The sequence below is a fragment of the Thermus albus genome, from assembly GCF_022760855.1.
GTDB lineage: Bacteria > Deinococcota > Deinococci > Deinococcales > Thermaceae > Thermus > Thermus albus.
In genome coordinates, this window is record NZ_JAKTNR010000003.1 from 81,046 (window position 1) to 95,656 (window position 14,611).

Here is a 14,611-nt window from a genome sequence, read left to right on the forward strand (position 1 = left end):
CCCCTTTTTGGGGCGGGGTTCCCTTTGCCCGCGAGAGATACGATGGGAGGGTATATGGACCGAAGGAAGTTCTTTAGGCTCTTAGGTGCAGGAGGCCTATTTGGGCTTCTAAAGGCTAAGGCGCAAACGCCACCTTGGGATGAGGACACCTTCGCCCCCATGAAGACCTTGGGGGCTCCCCTTTCCGAGTACGGCCAGAGGAGCCCTTTTGAGGAGGGGGTGGTGCGCTATATCTCCCCCAACCTGCGCACCCGGCACTCGGGGGCGGACTTTGCTCCCCTGGAGAAGCTGGAAGGGGTCATCACCCCTAACGGCCTGCACTTTGAGCGGCACCACGGGGGTGTGCCCCAGGTGGACCCGGCCAAGTACCGCCTGGTGATCCACGGCATGGTGGAGAGGCCCTTGGTCTTTACCCTGGAAGATCTGAAGCGTTTCCCTTCCGTGACCCGCACCCACTTCATAGAGTGCGCCGGTAACGGGCAAAACGGCTACCGCAACCCCCCGGACCCCCAGCTTACCGCCACCCGGAGCCGGGGCCTGGCCTCCAATGCCAGCTGGACAGGGGTGCCCTTGGCCTTGCTTCTGAAGGAAGCGGGGGTGAAGCCTGAGGCCAAGTGGCTCATCCCCGAAGGCATGGATGCCGCCGCCTACACCCGTTCCCTGCCCCTGGAGAAGGCCATGGAGGATGTGCTGGTGGCCTATGCCCAAAACGGCGAGGCCCTGCGCCCCGAGCAGGGCTATCCCGTGCGCCTGGTGGTGCCCGGCTGGGAGGGGAGTATCCAGGTGAAGTGGCTAAGGCGCATCCTGGTCACCGACCTGCCGGCCATGGCCAAGGACGAGACCAGCGAGTACACCGACGTGATGGCGGACGGTAAGGTCTGGGCCTTCACCTGGATCATGGACCCCGAGTCCATCATCACCTACCCTTCAGGCCTCCAGCAGATCAAGCCGGGCTTCCACGAGATCCGCGGCCTGGCCTGGAGCGGGTATGGGCGCATCACCAAGGTGGAGATCTCCTTTGACGAGGGCAAGACCTGGCGGCAGGCTACCCTGGAACCCCCGGTGGAGCGCTACGCCTTTGTGCGCTTCAAGATGCCTTGGCACTGGGATGGCAAGGAGGTGGTGCTTTGGAGCCGGGCCTGGGACGAGAAGGGGAACACCCAGCCTACCCGGGAGGAGTTCTTCAAGAAGTGGGGCCGGAACAATCGCTACCACTACAACGCCATCCAGGCCTGGCGGGTCCTGCCCGACGGCCGGGTGGTGAACGGGGATAGGCCCTTGGGCCAGCAGGCCTTTGGGCCCGCTGGTGGGTGCGGCGGGGAGGTGTTGGATGGTTAAGCGCGTCCTGGTTCTTTTGGCCCTTTTGGGTCTGGCCGTGGGGGCCCGGTACAACCTGGGCACCCCCATTTCCGAGGAGTTGGTGGCCCAGTACGACCTTAGGCCCGCGGTCCTCCCCGATGGCCGGGGACTTCCCCCGGGAGAGGGAAAGGTGGAGGAAGGGGAGCGCATCTACGCGGAAAAGTGCGCCTCCTGCCACGGGGCTCGAGGCGAGGGATATCCCTTTAACCGCTTGGTGGCGGAGCCTTTCCCCATCACCCCAGCGACGGAGCCCGCGGAGTTTGCCATCGGCAACTACTGGCAGTACGCCACCACCCTTTACGACTACATCCGCCGGGCCATGCCCTTTGGGGCCGCGGGTACCTTAACGAACGAAGAGGTCTACCACCTGGTGGCCTTCCTCCTCTACATGAATGGCATCATTGACGCCCACGAGCCCATCAACCAAAAGACCCTTCCCCAGGTAAAGATGCCCGCCCGGGAGCTTCTAGAGTTGGACCCGGAGACCAAGCGCCGTTTCCCCTGGCTCACCTTGCCCTAGGATGGAGGCATGAGCGTATCCTTGGCGGCGGCCTTTTTTGCGGGGGTGCTTTCCTTTCTCTCCCCGTGTGTCTTGCCCCTGGTGCCCACCTACCTGGTCTACCTGGGGGGGGAAAGGGGGCGCCCCCTTTTCAACGCCCTCTTCTTCGTGCTGGGTTTCGGCGCGGTGTTCTTCCTCTTGGGCCTACCCTTTACCTTGCTGGGTGGGCTCCTTTTTGAGCACCGCCAGACCCTGGCCCGGGTAGGGGGTGTAGTTCTCATCCTCTTTGGCCTTTACATGCTGGGGCTGAGGCCTCGCTGGGGGGTAAGCCTCCGCTACGAGGGGGAAACGGCCCGCCCCTTGGGGGCCTTGCTCCTGGGGGCCACCTTGGCCTTGGGCTGGACCCCTTGCATCGGGCCCATCCTGGGGGCCATCCTCACCCTTACCGCGGTGGGGGGCGGGGTGGGGCTTCTTCTGGCCTATATCTTGGGCCTGGCGGTGCCCTTTTTGCTGGTGGCCCTTTTCGCTGAGCGCATCAAAGGGTGGCTTAGGCGGGCGGGCCGGCTATCCCACTACGTGGAGCTCTTGGCGGGGGTGGTGCTCCTCTTGGTGGGGCTTTTGCTCCTCACGGGCACCTATTCCGCCTTGAACACCTTCTTCCTGCGGATCACCCCGGAATGGTTGCAGAAGTACCTCTAGGGCGGGTGCTTGGGAGGAGCCTTCTCTTCTAAGATGGAGGCATGTTGCTTCGCCTTCAGGCCATCTCCAAACGCTTTGGTCGGGATTGGGTGGTGCGGGACCTTTCCTTTACCCTGCAAAGGGGCGAGGTGGTGGCCCTTTTGGGGCCCAACGGCTCGGGGAAGACCACCCTTTTGCGCCTCATGGCGGGGCTCTTAAAGCCCACCCGGGGGCGGGTGGAACGGGTAGGGCAGGCCCTTTTCCTGGCCAATCCCCCTGCTTTCCACCGCCGCCTCACCGCCCGGGAACACCTCCTTTACGACCTGGCCTTTCACGGGAAAAGGGGGGATTGGGAAGGCGCCTTGGCTCGTTTTGGTTTACCCGAGGACTTGCCCCTTCTGGCCTTCTCCAGCGGCATGAGGAAGCGGCTGGCCTTGGCCCGGCTTACCCTGCTTCAGCCCGACATTTGGCTTTTGGACGAGCCGGAAACCGCCTTGGACCGGGAGGGACGGGGGCTTTTGCTGGCCACCCTGGCCGAGGCCCGCAAGGGGGCGGGGATCGTTTTGGCCACCCACGACCGCCACCTGGCGGAGGAGGTGGCGGACCGGGCCCTGGAACTGGGGGCGGCATGAGGGTTCCCGCCAAGGGATGGCCGCAGGTTGCTGGCGGCGGTAGGGTAGGAGCGGTGAAGCGGGTTTTTCTTTTGGCCTTACGGGACCTGCGCCTCGAGGTGCGGGACCGTGCCGGGCTCCTTTCTGTTTTGGCCTTCTTCGCCGTAATGCTCTTCATCATGGCCTTGGCCTTGGGGCCGGAGGAGGCCGCCTTGCGGCGGGCGGCCCCTGGGGTGCTTTGGGTGGCCTTGGCCTTTGGGAGCACCCTGCTTTCCACCCGGGCCTTTGCCCTCGAGGTGGAGGAGGGCACCCTGGACGATCTTCTCCTGACCCCAGGGGGAAAGGAGTGGATCTACTTCGGCAAGCTGCTTTTCCAGATGCTCCTTTTGCTTCCCCTGGCCCTTTTGTCCCTCTTCATGGCGGCAGGCCTTTTTTATCTGCCTTTAGAGCGCCTCCTCTCCCTCTTTCTGACCCTGGCCCTTGGGGTTTTGGGCTACGCCAGCGTGGCCACCTTTTACGCTGGCCTCCTGGCCCGCCTCAGGGGACGGGAGGTGCTTTTGCCCCTACTCCTCTTTTCCCTGGTGGTGCCGGTGGTGCTTTCCGCCGTCCGGGCCACCCTGGGCTTGGTGGAGGGGCTACCCCTAGGGGAGGTGGCCCCTTGGTGGCAGCTCCTTTTGGTCTTTGATGTGGTCTACCTTACCGCCAGCGCCCTCCTTTTCCCTTTGGTTATGGAAGGTTAGAGCCTAGGGTGTGGAGGCCACAGATTTTTAATGCCCCCCTTGGCTATGCTAAGGGCTATGGAGGTCAAGATGCTAAAGGCGGCGCAGCCCAACCAGCCTGATGCCCTCACCTGGGTTTTTCTGGGGTTAGGGTTTCTGCTTCTCCCCATCGGACTTTACCTGGCCCTTTCCGCCCCCCCGGACGTGAACCAGGGGTATTTGGTCCGCATCATGTACCTGCACGTGCCCGGGGCCTGGTTGGGGTATTTGGCCTTTTTCGTCACCTTCCTCTACTCCCTCCTCTACCTCTTCCGCCAAGACCCCCGGTACGACCGGGTGGCCAGCGCCAGCGCCGAAATCGGCCTGGTCTTCATGGGGCTTGCCCTGGTGACGGGGATGCTCTGGGCCCGGCCCACCTGGGGGGTCTACTGGACCTGGGAGCCCCGGCTTACCACCACCGCCATCCTCTTCGCCGTCTATGTGGGTTACTTCCTCCTTAGGGGGGCCATAGAGGACCCCGAGCTGCGGAGAAAAGCGGCGGCGGCGGTGGGCATCCTGGGCTTCATCAACGTGCCCATCAGCTACATGTCGGTGAAGTGGTGGCGAAGCCTGCACCAGACCCAGTCCATAGACCTCACCACCGGCAAGATCCACATGGACCCGGCCATGCTTCAGGCCTTGCTTTTCAACCTCTTCGTCTTCACCCTCCTCTACCTGGGCTTTGTCCGTTTCCGCTCCCTATTGGCTGCCATGGAGGCCCGCAAGGAGGAGGCATGAGCGAGGTCTTCGTCACCTGGGTCTACGCCCTCACCTACCTCACGGTCTTCGGCTACCTGGCCTACCTCTTTTGGCGTTACCGGAGGACGCGATGAAGGCGAAGTACTTGATCGGCCTCTTGCTGATCCTGGGGGCCTTGGCCTACCTCATCTTTGGCGGCTTGGGCCAGAACCTGGTCTACTTCCTCACCCCCTCCGAGTACCTCCAGGACCAGGCCCGCTACCAAAACCGCCCCGTGCGCTTGGGGGGTTTGGTGAAGGAGGGGACGGTCCGCTACGACAAGGACCAGCTGGAGCTGCGCTTTATCCTCACCGACGGGGTGGCGGAGGTGCCGGTGGTGCACAAGGGTACACCTCCGGGCATGTTCAAGGAGGGGCAGGGGGTGGTGGTGGAAGGACGCTTTGGGGAAGGGGTCTTCCACGGGACCAATCTCTTGGTAAAGCACTCGGAAACCTACCAGGCGCCCAAGGCGGGCTGGACCCCGGAGGAAGTGCGCAAGCTGATTGAGGAGGCCAAATGACCCCAGCCCTTCTTGGCAACCTGGGTGTGAGCCTGGCCCTAGCCTTTAGCCTCCTGGGCCTGGCCCTTTCCCTTCTCGCCTACCACCAAGGGGACGGGCGCTTTTTAAGAGGGGCCAAGGCTTTGGTGGCCCCTGCCTTCTTGGCGGCTTTGGCTGCCTTCTTAGCCCTGGAATGGGCCCTCCTCACCCATGACTTCAGCGTGGCCTACGTGGCCCGCAACCACTCGGTCCAGGACCCCCTTTGGGTCACCCTGGTAACCCCCTGGGCGGCCCTCGAGGGGAGCATCCTCCTTTGGGGGCTCCTGCAGACCCTTTACACCTTCCTGGCTAGCCGCAAGCCCCTGGACCCCTGGCGGGCCTCCTTGGTGCTGGCGGTGCTCTTCGGCATCCAGGTCTTCTTCTTCGGGGTCATGGCCACCATCGCCAGTCCCTTCCAGACCCTCCCCAACCCCCCGGCGGACGGCACTGGGCCCAACCCCCTCCTGCAGAACCACTGGATGATGGCGGTCCACCCGGTCCTCATGTACCTGGGCTTCGTGGGCCTCAGCGTGCCCTTTGCCTATGCGGTAGCGGCCATGGTGGTGCGCCGCTACCAAACCTGGGTGGGGGAGACCCGCTGGTGGACCCTGATCGCCTGGGGCTTCCTCACCGCGGGTAAGGTGGCGGGGATGTGGTGGAGCTATGAGGTCCTGGGCTGGGGTGGGTACTGGGCCTGGGACCCGGTGGAAAACGCCTCTTTCATCCCGTGGCTTTTGGCCACTGCCTTCTTGCACACCGCCATCGTCCAGGAGACCCGGGGGGCTTTCAAGGCTTGGAACTTCGCCTTTGTCACCCTAGCCTTTGCCGCCACGGTGCTGGGCACCTTCCTCACCCGTAGCGGGGTGATCCAGTCGGTGCACGCCTTCGCCGAGGGGCCGGTGGGGCCCGCCTTCTTGGGGGCCTTCCTCTTCTTCACCGCCTTGGGCTTGGGCCTCCTTTCCCGGGTGAGCCGGGAGGTGCGGGACACCGTGGTCTTCCGGCCCCTTTCCCGGGAGGGGGCCTTGCTCTTGGGGGCCTTTTTCTTCGCCGGCTGGGCCTTGGTGGTGGTGTTGGGCACCTTTTACCCCCTGTTGGTGGAGGCCTTTGCCGGGGCCAAGGTGAGCGTGGGGGCGCCCTTTTTCAATCAGGTTTCCGCACCCATAGGGGCGGGGATCCTCCTCCTCATGGGGGTGGGGCCCCTCTTGCCTTGGCGGAGGCCTAGGGCGGAGGTGTTCCGCAACCTTTACCTCCTCCTGGGGGTTCTCCTTTTGGGCACCTTGGGGGGACTCCTTCGGGACTGCACCTTGGGGGCCTCCTTGGCGGTGGGGCTTTTCCTCTACAACACGGCCGCCATCCTCCTCCTAGTGCGGGAGGGGGTCCTGGCCCGGGTGAAGGCGGGGCTTTCCCCATGGGGCTTCTTGGAGAACCGCAGGCGGGTGGGGAGCTTGGTGGTGCACTTTGCCGTGGCCCTCATGGGGCTTGGCATTGTCTTCAGCCAGACCTACCGCTTGGAAAGCGAGAAGACCCTTTACCGGGGCCAGGCCTGGGAGGTGGGGGGGGTGCGCATGGAGTTTTTGGGCGTGCGGGCCCTGGACGAGGGAAGGCGGTTTGCCGTGGAGGCTTCCTTGCGCACGGACCGCTTCGGGGAGGTGCGGCCCAGGCTTCACTTCTACCCTCAGATGAACGCCCCCCTACCGGCCCCTAGGGTGGTCTATACCCCAGGCAACGACTACTACTTCCTCCTCATGGACTTTGACCGGGAAAAGGGGGAGTGGGCCTCCATCCGGCTCATCGTCACCCCCATGGTCTTTTGGATGTGGGTGGCAGGGTCGCTTTTAGCCTTGGGGACCCTCTACATCCTGTGGCCGGTGGTTAAACGGGCGGAGCTCGAGGGGGTGAGCCCGGCGTGAGGCTTCCCATGGGGAGCAGCGTGAGAAACTGGCTTTGGCTCCTTTTGGTCCTGGCCCTGGGAGGCCTTTTCTACTGGGGGATGCAGCGCAACCCCAAGGAGCTCCCCTCGGTGCTGGCCCAGGAGCGCCGTCCGGCTCCGGACTTCACCTTGCCGGTCCTTCCCCCTTACCGGGAAGAGTGGGGGGAGGCCCTAAGGCTTTCCGATTACCTAGGGAAAAAGCCCATTGTGCTAAACTTCTGGGCCAGCTGGTGCTACCCTGCTTGTTACGAGGAGGCCCCGGTCCTCGAGGCCACCTGGCGCCGGTATAAGGACCAGGTACTCTTCCTGGGCATCAACACCCAGGACAAGGAAGGGGAGGCCCTGCGCTTCATCCAGCAGTTTGGCCTCACCTTCCCCCAAGTGTTTGACCCTCGAGGCCGGGTGGGGGTGGACTACGGGATGTACGGGGTGCCGGAAACTTTTGTTATAGATGGGGAAGGCCGGGTAGTGGTCCGGCATGCGGGGGCCATAGACGAGGCTACCTTGGAGAAGTATTTGAAGGAGGTGCTGCGGTGAATCGCTGGCAGGCCGTTATGGGGGTTTGGGTTTTCCTCCTCCTGGCCCTGGGGGTCTTGGCCCAGGAAAGCCCCGCCTCCCCGCCCCCCGACCTTTCCCCTGAGGTCTTCGCCATCGCCCGAGAGCTCCGCTGCCCCGTGTGCCAAGGGGAGTCGGCGGCGGAGAGCAACTCCGGCGTGGCGGTGGAGATGCGCCGCCTCATCGCCGAGATGCTAGGGGAGGGCAAGACCAAGGACGAGATCAAGGCCTTCTTTGTGGACCGGTATGGGGAGTGGATCCTCTACGAGCCTCCCAAACGGGGGGTAACCCTTTGGGTCTGGCTGTTGCCGGTATTGGGCCTGATCCTTTTGGGCCTGGGGCTTTTCGCCTACTTCCGCCCCAAGAAGCCCCTGCCCCCGGAGCTATTGGAGGAGGCGGAGCGCCGCCTGAAGGAGCCCCAATGATTCCCACCCTTATCTTTTTGGCCCTGTTTCTCTTGGGGCTTTTCCTGGCCCTACGGCCCCTTTGGGGCCCCAAGGAGCCCTTCCCCGAGCCCCCTAGGCGGGAGGAGCTCCTAAGGGAGTTGGAGGTCCTTAAGGAAGAGGTGCAAAACCTGGAGGGGGAGGAGAAGAAGCTGGCCTTGGCCCGGATGGTGGGGTTGGAAAGGGCCTTAGAGGGCTGGCGCCCCCCAGAGCCCCGTCCCCTTAACCCGTGGCCGGTGGCCTTGGCCCTGGGGGTGGTGGTCCTCCTGGGGGTGGGGCTTTGGCGCTACACCCTGCCCAGGCTTCCCGGGGAGACCACGGTGACCGCCAGGGCCGAAGCGCGGGAGCTTAAGGCCCTGCAGGACAAGGCCAAGCGCACCGGGGAGGTGGCGGACCTTCTGGCCTGGGGGAGGCGGGCCTATGAGCTCCAGGCCTTGGACCAGGCGGCGGAGGCTTACCTGGAGGTCCTCAAGAAGGACCCTAGGAACGTGGAGGCGGTGCGCCGGGTGGGGATCCTCCTTTTCATGGGGGGGAGGCCCGATGAGGCGGAGATGTTCCTAGAGATCGCCCAGCACGCGGACCCCAAGGCGGCGGAGGGCTGGCTTTTCCTGGGGAACCTCTACTTCCAAAAGGGCGAGATGCAGGAGGCCATCGCCGCCTGGGAGAAGTACCTGGAGGTGGGGGGGGAGGCCCGGGAGAGGGTGGAGGGCCTCATCGCCATGGCCCGGGCCCAGGCCCAGGGGGGGAAGGATGGGAAGAGCGTCTACCAGGCCCGTTGCGCCGCCTGCCATGGGGCAGAGGCGCAAGGGGGCCTTGGGCCTAAGCTCCAGGGAAACCCCATCCTGAGGGTTCCGGAGGCTGTGAGGGAGATCGTGCTGAAGGGCCGGGGCCAGATGCCGGCGGTGCCCTTGGACGAGGGAGAGCTGAAGGCCCTTCTGGACTACCTGTCTAGCCTATGAAGCGGCGGGACCTCATCTTCTACGTCCCTGTGGCGGTGGCGGGGGGGTTTTTCCTGTGGTTGGGGGTACGTACCTACAACCTCCGCTTCCGCGCAAGGCCTGGGGTAGGGGAACCCGTGTGGAAGGAAGGGCCAAGGGTGGCGGTGGCCCGGCGGGGGGAGCTTAGGGTGTGGCAGGCCAAGGCCTTTGAGTACCCCTTGCCCTTGGGGCCCTTAAAAGCCTTCCTCCTGCGCCTACCGGAGCCCGTTTTGGGGGGGCTTTCCCTGGAAGGGGAGCACTACCTGGCCCTAAGCCGCATCTGCACCCACCAGGGGTGCACCGTGAACTACGTCCCCGACCCCGAGGCGGCCTCTATCCTCTACAACTTCCGCTACGAGAGGCCCTTCCTAGGCTGCCCCTGCCACTTTGGGGCCTTTGACCCCCTTCTTGGGGGGAAGGCGGTCTACGGGCCACCCCGCTACCCCTTGCCCCGCTTGCGCCTCGAGGCCCAAGGGGACACCCTCTACGCCACCGGGCACGAGGTGCCCCTAAGGCCCATGGAGGGCGCCTAGTCCGCAAGCCGCACCCGCACGAAGCGGTCCTTGCCCCGCTGTAGGACCCGGGGGCGGGAGAGGTCCACCTCCAGGGCCACATCCTCTACCAGTTCCCCGTCCAGCCTTAGGCCCCGGTTCTGGATGAGCCGTTTGGCCTCGGCGTTGGAAGGGGTGAGGCCCGCCAGGGTGAAGAGCCTGGCCACCCAGATCCGCCCCTCCTTGAGCTCCGAGGCGGGGATGACCACCTCGGGAAGGCTTTCCGGGATGGCCCCCTTGGCCACCCGGTCGTAGCGCTCCTCCGCCTGGCGCACTGCCTCTGGCCCCACCCCCTTGTCCTGGCCCATGGCCTCCCAGGCATAGCCCAGGCTCTCGTAAAAGGCACGGTCTATGCGGGCAGGGATGGTGGGGAGGGCGTAGGCGGCGGTGAGGAGGCGGGCCAGGACCCGGTGGGCGGGGACGGGGCCCGCCTGGAGGAGGGCTTGGATCTCCCTTTCCTCGAGGTCCGTGAGGAGGCGGAAGTAGCTGGCCAAAAGGGAGTCCGGCACCCACATGAGCTTCTTGAACATCACCTCGGGGGGTTCCGCTACCCCGATGTAGTTGTCCAGGCTCTTGCTCATCTTCTCCCGCCCGTCCAGGCCCACCAGGAGGGGCATGAGGAAGGCCACCTGGGGCGGCTGGCCGTAGGCCCGTTGCACCTCCCGGCCCACCAGGAGGTTGAACCGTTGGTCCGTGCCCCCCATCTCCACGTCGGCGCGGATGGCCACGGAGTCGTAGGCCTGGGCGAAGGGGTAGAGGAACTCGTGCAGGGAGATGGGGATGCCCTCTTCGTAGCGCTTCTTGAAGTCCTCCCTTTCCAGCATCTGGGCCACGGTCATGAGGGAGGTGAGGCGCACCACCTCCTTGAAGGTGAGGCCTTCCAGCCACTCGGAGTTGTAGCGCAGCTCAAAGAGGTGGGGCTCCTGCCTAAGGATTTTCCCCGCCTGCTCCACGTAGGTCTTGGCGTTTCCCCGGGTTTCCTCGAGGGTAAGGGGGGGCCGGGTTTTGCTCCGGCCCGAAGGATCCCCGATCATGCCGGTGAAATCCCCGATGATGAGCACCACCTTGTGCCCTAGTTCCTGGAACTGGCGCATCTTCCTCAAGACCACCGCATGCCCCAGGTGCAGGTCGGGCCGGGTGGGGTCGGCCCCCAGCTTCACCACCAAGGGCCGGCCTTCCTTTAGCTTGGCAAGCAGTTCCTCCTCAGGGATGATCTCCTCCGACCCCCGCTTGAGGAGGGCCAGGGCCTCTTCCGGGGAAAGCCTGGTGTCGCTACCCGCCATGAGCCCAAGTATACTGAAGCCAATGCGGACCCTGCTCTTTTTGGCCGTCATGGCCCTGGGCCTTTACTGGTATGCGGAGCGGTATGGCCTGGCCTTGGGCTATCCGCCCTTCTTGCCGGTTTTCTACTGGAACTATACCGGGGAGGCCAAGTATCCCCTTCGGGTAACCGGCCTTTACGATACGGTAAAGGTCAAGGTGACGGGGGATTTAAAGGAAGGCCGGCTTTCCCTTAGCCTTCTCAAGGATGGCCGGGTGGTGGGGGAGAAGGTGTACACCGGTGGCTTCCAGGAGGAGGTGCGCTTCCCGGTAAGCCCTGGGGAGTATCTCCTCCGTTTCCAGCTCCAAGGGGCCAAGGGCCAGGTGCGCTACGACTGGGTGGCCACCAAGTTTGCCCCTTAGAGTGGGGGTGTGCTACACTTAGGCCTGGTCTGCCCCTAAGGGGCACGAGGGGAGAACGATGGCGCAGAAGAAGCCTAAGAAGAACCTTTCCGCTCTCAAGCGGCACCGGCAGTCCTTGAAGCGCAGGCTCCGCAACAAGGCCAAGAAGTCGGCCATCAAGACCCTGAGCAAGAAGGCCGTTCTCTTGGCGCAGGAGGGCAAGGCGGAGGAAGCCGTGAAGATCCTGCGCCAGGCGCAAAGCCTTATAGATAAGGCGGCCAAGGGCTCTACCTTGCACAAGAACGCGGCTTCCCGCAGGAAGTCCCGGCTGATGCGCAAGGTGCAGAAGTTCCTTTCTGCCGTGAGCGCCTAGGAGGAAGAGGATGGGCAAAGGCGACCGTCGCACCCGTAGGGGCAAGATCTGGCGGGGCACCTACGGCAAGTACCGTCCGCGCAAGAAAAAGTAGGGCTACCCCCCTTGGCGAGGCCAGGGGGTAGGGTCGTTTGGGGCCCAGGGCCTAGGGACGGCCTCTAGGTTCCCTCTTCCCCTTCCATCTCCCAGGTGAGGTCGCGAAGGAGCCAGCCCCGGCCCGGAGGGGCCAGCTCCCCTGAGGCCAGGGCCTGCACCAGGTAGCGGCGCACCAGGCCCACGGGCACCCCCGAGGCGATGACCTCCCCCAGGTTGCGGCTGCCGTCCAGGAGGGCCTGGAGTTGACCGAACTCCTCCAGGGTCTTGCCCTTTTTCCCCTGGTATTTGATGCGCAGGGCATACCAAGCGTAGCGGCGAAGGGGGTAAAGGTCCCCTTCCCTCACCCCCATATAGGCCCGTTCCATGGCGATGAGGAGGGGGACCCCCCAGGCCTTGGCGGCGGCCCGCACGCTTTTTCCTCCCTGGAAGACCTCGTAAGGGGGCCTTGGGCGTATGGCCTCCAGGACCCGGCTGGGGGAGTCCACCAGGGTGCGGAACCGGTCCCACTCGTCGTTCACCCGGGCCCACTCCCCCAAAAGGGCGGAGAAGGGCATCAGGGGTCTATCTGCGGTGGGTGGGGTTACCTGGAAGCGGAACACCCCTTCTTGGGGATGCAGGGGGAAGCTGAAGAGGGCCTCGAGGCCCTCCCAGTCCAGAATGGCTGCCCCCACCACCTCCCCCCCGGTGAAGCGCAGGGAAAGGGGTAGGTAACCCACGGAGAACTCCAAGACCCCGGAGCGCCCATGCCCATGGATGAGCTCCAATAGCTCCACCAGGGGAATGGCCTTCAGGTTTCCTTCCAGAAGTATCCCTCCCCTATCCGCAAGACCAAGGTGCGCCCATCTCCCCGGTAGGCCTCGAGGGCCCGGGCCACCCTTTCTATATCTTCCTCCTGCGCCAAGGCCGCCAGGGTGGGCCCGGCCCCGCCCACAAAGGCCGCCAGGGCCCCGGCGTCTAGGGCCCCCTTTATGGCTTCTAAAACCCCCGGCATCAGGTGGGCCCGGTGGGGCTGGTGCAGGCGGTCTTGGCAGGCTTCCCGTAGGGCTTCAAGCCTTCCCGAGTAGAGGGCTGCTGGCCAAAGGGCGCTTCGGGCCAGGTTGTAGACGGCGTCGGCCAAAGGGATCATCTCCGGTAAGGCCGCCCGGGCCAGGGGGGTGGGCACCTCATAGGGCGGTACCGCCAGCACGAAAAAGACCCCTTCGGGTCTGGGCAAGGGAATGGCCAGGGGGGGATCGGCTAGGGCCGTCACGAACCCCCCGTATACCGCTGGGGCCACGTTGTCGGGGTGGCCTTCCAGGATGGCGGCTACCCGGAAAACCCCTTCCCGCCCAAGCCTTCCCCCCGAAAGCCGGTCCGCTAGGGCCACCCCCGCCACCAAGGCGGCGGAGGAGCTTCCCATCCCCCGGGCTAGGGGGATGGGGTTGAAGGCGCGGATGCTCAGGGGTTCAGGGCGGAGGCCCAAGGCCTCCATCCCCGCCCGGTAACCCTGATGGATGAGATTGTCCGTGCCCTGCACCCGGCCTTCGCCCTCGTAGGAGAAGGTGTCCTCCTGGCTGGGTTCGGCCTCCACCTCCAGGTAGAGGTCCAGGGCCACCCCCAAGGCGTCAAACCCCGAGCCCAGGTTGGCCAGGGTGGCGGGAACATAGAGGCGGGCTGAGGATTCCATACGTCCTACACCGCCCCCAGAATACCAGGAGCTTTCTGGGGTCTTGACAAGAAGAAGAAGAAGCCCTATCTTAGGGGTGAAGGTGGTGCAATGAAAGCAGCAATCTTAGGAGGGCTTCTGCTCCTAACCTTGGGTTTGCCTGTGGCTTTCGGGCGGGAAACACCTTTGTACCAGGCCGGAGTTTCCCAGGCATCCTGCGAGGCGCTAACCACGTCCGAGAGCTTCCGTCCGGACTCTGGGGGCGCATTCGTTCCTCTTTGTGGGCCCGAAGCATGCTTAGATCCGGGAAACGGAAGCGGTGGGGGCGGTGGAGGTGGGAGCAACCCTATCTGTTCCATCGTTTGCCGGCTTGTATGCGTTCCTGTCCAGCAAATCGTTTGCACCCCTGTCCCTCCCCTTTGGCAACCCGCTTGTAGGGTGATTGTTTATAATGAGTGCCGTGAGGTGTGTGAGATGCAGTGCAGGTGAAGGGGGGTGTTGGGATGGCCTTTCGGAACCGAGAAGTCCCAAAAAGACTCCTCTCATTTGGGCTATTTGTGATTTTCACGGTTCTTGCGTTTCTTCTTGAACAGAAGGGCATTTGGGGTGGGTTGCAGCTGCTGTTGGGCTTGGGTGCGATTTTGGCCTTCTACCTGGGCTTGGGTAAGGGCGTGGTCCTTAACCTCCCGAAAGCCTTGGTCTTCTCCCTCTTTGCCGTAATTCTCTTTTACCTCTTCCTTGATTTGGTATTTCCTGGGACTTTTGCCCGTCGCCTGGGCGATATGGCCGTGGAGCCCTACGCTATAGGGGTCGTCTTGGCCCTGCTTCTTTTTCGCCCAGGGCGTGTTTCGAGTGTGTGAGACTATAACGGTCAACGATTGCGTGTGGCGATGGGTTTGCGCAGCCTTTGCTGCGACATGTGTTTATTGGACCACAGATCCCAGGGGAAAGGCGGTCTGTGCATTAACAGCCTTTGTGTGCACTGCCTATGACTGGCAGCAAGTTTGCACCCCGAGGCAGGAGGAGAGATGCCAAACGTATTGCGTTCGCTAAGCGAAAGGTTTCGGACTTTGGTAGACATTGCTTTCTACTCTTCTTTAGCAGCGCTGCAATTTAAGCTGTGGCTCTCCGTTTTTGATGATCTTTTTCGCAATGAGAGGCTTGAAACCGGGGACGTTTTCGTGGTGTTTTGCCTCCT

General features: G+C 63.9%; 19 protein-coding genes. 16 read left to right on the top strand and 3 right to left on the bottom strand.

The features are described 5' to 3' along the window. The first annotated feature begins 54 nt into the window (after positions 1-54). From soxC to L0D18_RS04245, 12 genes are all read left to right on the top strand, one after another. On the top strand, positions 55-1,338 hold the full coding sequence (gene soxC, locus L0D18_RS04190) for a sulfite dehydrogenase (protein ID WP_243027564.1): 1,284 nt from the start codon (positions 55-57) through the stop codon (positions 1,336-1,338). After that, entirely contained in the window at positions 1,331-1,879 is a 549-nt protein-coding gene (locus L0D18_RS04195; protein WP_243027567.1) for a c-type cytochrome, read from the top strand. Before soxC ends, L0D18_RS04195 begins: the two co-directional genes overlap by 8 nt. 9 nt (positions 1,880-1,888) lie before the next feature. Then, on the top strand, positions 1,889-2,557 hold the full coding sequence (gene ccdA / locus L0D18_RS04200; protein WP_243027569.1) for a cytochrome c biogenesis CcdA family protein: 669 nt from the start codon (positions 1,889-1,891) through the stop codon (positions 2,555-2,557). 41 nt (positions 2,558-2,598) lie between these two features. Next, positions 2,599-3,168, top strand: coding sequence for an ABC transporter ATP-binding protein (locus L0D18_RS04205; RefSeq protein WP_243027571.1), 570 nt, complete (start codon positions 2,599-2,601; stop codon positions 3,166-3,168). Between the two features lie 53 nt (positions 3,169-3,221). Continuing rightward, entirely contained in the window at positions 3,222-3,887 is a 666-nt protein-coding gene (locus L0D18_RS04210; protein ID WP_243027573.1) for a heme exporter protein CcmB, read from the top strand. A 69-nt stretch (positions 3,888-3,956) separates the two neighbouring features. After that, positions 3,957-4,643 (top strand): cytochrome c biogenesis protein CcsA, encoded by a 687-nt coding sequence (gene ccsA / locus L0D18_RS04215; protein WP_243027809.1) that lies wholly within the window; start codon positions 3,957-3,959, stop codon positions 4,641-4,643. A gap of 91 nt (positions 4,644-4,734) precedes the next feature. Then, positions 4,735-5,163, top strand: a complete 429-nt coding sequence (gene ccmE / locus L0D18_RS04220) for a cytochrome c maturation protein CcmE (protein WP_243027575.1) — start codon at positions 4,735-4,737, stop codon at positions 5,161-5,163. Further along, positions 5,160-7,091, top strand: coding sequence for a heme lyase CcmF/NrfE family subunit (locus L0D18_RS04225; protein ID WP_243027577.1), 1,932 nt, complete (start codon positions 5,160-5,162; stop codon positions 7,089-7,091). The genes ccmE and L0D18_RS04225 overlap by 4 nt, the downstream gene beginning before the upstream one ends. Before the next feature lie 20 nt (positions 7,092-7,111). After that, positions 7,112-7,648, top strand: a complete 537-nt coding sequence (locus L0D18_RS04230; protein ID WP_243027810.1) for a TlpA family protein disulfide reductase — start codon at positions 7,112-7,114, stop codon at positions 7,646-7,648. Between the two features lie 17 nt (positions 7,649-7,665). After that, the gene (locus tag L0D18_RS04235; RefSeq protein WP_243027811.1) at positions 7,666-8,091 is read left to right on the top strand and encodes a cytochrome c-type biogenesis protein; all 426 of its coding nucleotides are present in this window, start codon (positions 7,666-7,668) and stop codon (positions 8,089-8,091) included. After that, positions 8,088-9,068: a c-type cytochrome gene (locus tag L0D18_RS04240; RefSeq protein WP_243027579.1), complete on the top strand. Its 981-nt coding sequence runs from the start codon at positions 8,088-8,090 to the stop codon at positions 9,066-9,068. Before L0D18_RS04235 ends, L0D18_RS04240 begins: the two co-directional genes overlap by 4 nt. After that, positions 9,065-9,619: a Rieske 2Fe-2S domain-containing protein gene (locus L0D18_RS04245; RefSeq protein ID WP_243027581.1), complete on the top strand. Its 555-nt coding sequence runs from the start codon at positions 9,065-9,067 to the stop codon at positions 9,617-9,619. Before L0D18_RS04240 ends, L0D18_RS04245 begins: the two co-directional genes overlap by 4 nt. Here the strand turns inward: L0D18_RS04245 and tyrS are convergent. Beyond that, positions 9,616-10,920 carry a tyrosine--tRNA ligase gene (gene tyrS / locus L0D18_RS04250; protein ID WP_243027582.1) on the bottom strand — a complete coding sequence of 435 codons (1,305 nt, stop codon included), beginning with the start codon at positions 10,918-10,920 and terminating at the stop codon, positions 9,616-9,618. The genes L0D18_RS04245 and tyrS overlap by 4 nt on opposite strands. 22 nt (positions 10,921-10,942) lie before the next feature. On the opposite strand from tyrS, the gene L0D18_RS04255 reads away from it, so the two are divergent. From L0D18_RS04255 to L0D18_RS04265, 3 genes are read left to right on the top strand one after another with little or no spacing between them, the layout of a single operon-like run. Continuing rightward, positions 10,943-11,320: a hypothetical protein gene (locus L0D18_RS04255; protein WP_243027583.1), complete on the top strand. Its 378-nt coding sequence runs from the start codon at positions 10,943-10,945 to the stop codon at positions 11,318-11,320. A gap of 58 nt (positions 11,321-11,378) precedes the next feature. After that, a complete protein-coding gene (rpsT, locus tag L0D18_RS04260) occupies positions 11,379-11,672 on the top strand; it encodes a 30S ribosomal protein S20 (RefSeq protein ID WP_243027585.1) in 294 nt (97 codons plus the stop codon). Positions 11,673-11,682: 10 nt separating this feature from the next. Then, positions 11,683-11,766: a 30S ribosomal protein THX gene (locus L0D18_RS04265; RefSeq protein ID WP_008632889.1), complete on the top strand. Its 84-nt coding sequence runs from the start codon at positions 11,683-11,685 to the stop codon at positions 11,764-11,766. A gap of 64 nt (positions 11,767-11,830) precedes the next feature. Here the strand turns inward: L0D18_RS04265 and L0D18_RS04270 are convergent, their stop codons facing one another. Both L0D18_RS04270 and thrB read right to left on the bottom strand, forming a co-directional pair. After that, a complete protein-coding gene (locus L0D18_RS04270; protein ID WP_243027812.1) occupies positions 11,831-12,571 on the bottom strand; it encodes a DUF4388 domain-containing protein in 741 nt (246 codons plus the stop codon). Next, positions 12,556-13,434: a homoserine kinase gene (gene thrB, locus L0D18_RS04275; RefSeq protein WP_243027587.1), complete on the bottom strand. Its 879-nt coding sequence runs from the start codon at positions 13,432-13,434 to the stop codon at positions 12,556-12,558. The genes L0D18_RS04270 and thrB overlap by 16 nt, the downstream gene beginning before the upstream one ends. 482 nt (positions 13,435-13,916) lie before the next feature. Here thrB and L0D18_RS04280 point away from each other — a divergent pair, with 482 nt between their 5' ends. Then, the gene (locus tag L0D18_RS04280; protein WP_243027588.1) at positions 13,917-14,273 is read left to right on the top strand and encodes a hypothetical protein; all 357 of its coding nucleotides are present in this window, start codon (positions 13,917-13,919) and stop codon (positions 14,271-14,273) included. The last annotated feature ends 338 nt before the right edge of the window (positions 14,274-14,611 follow it).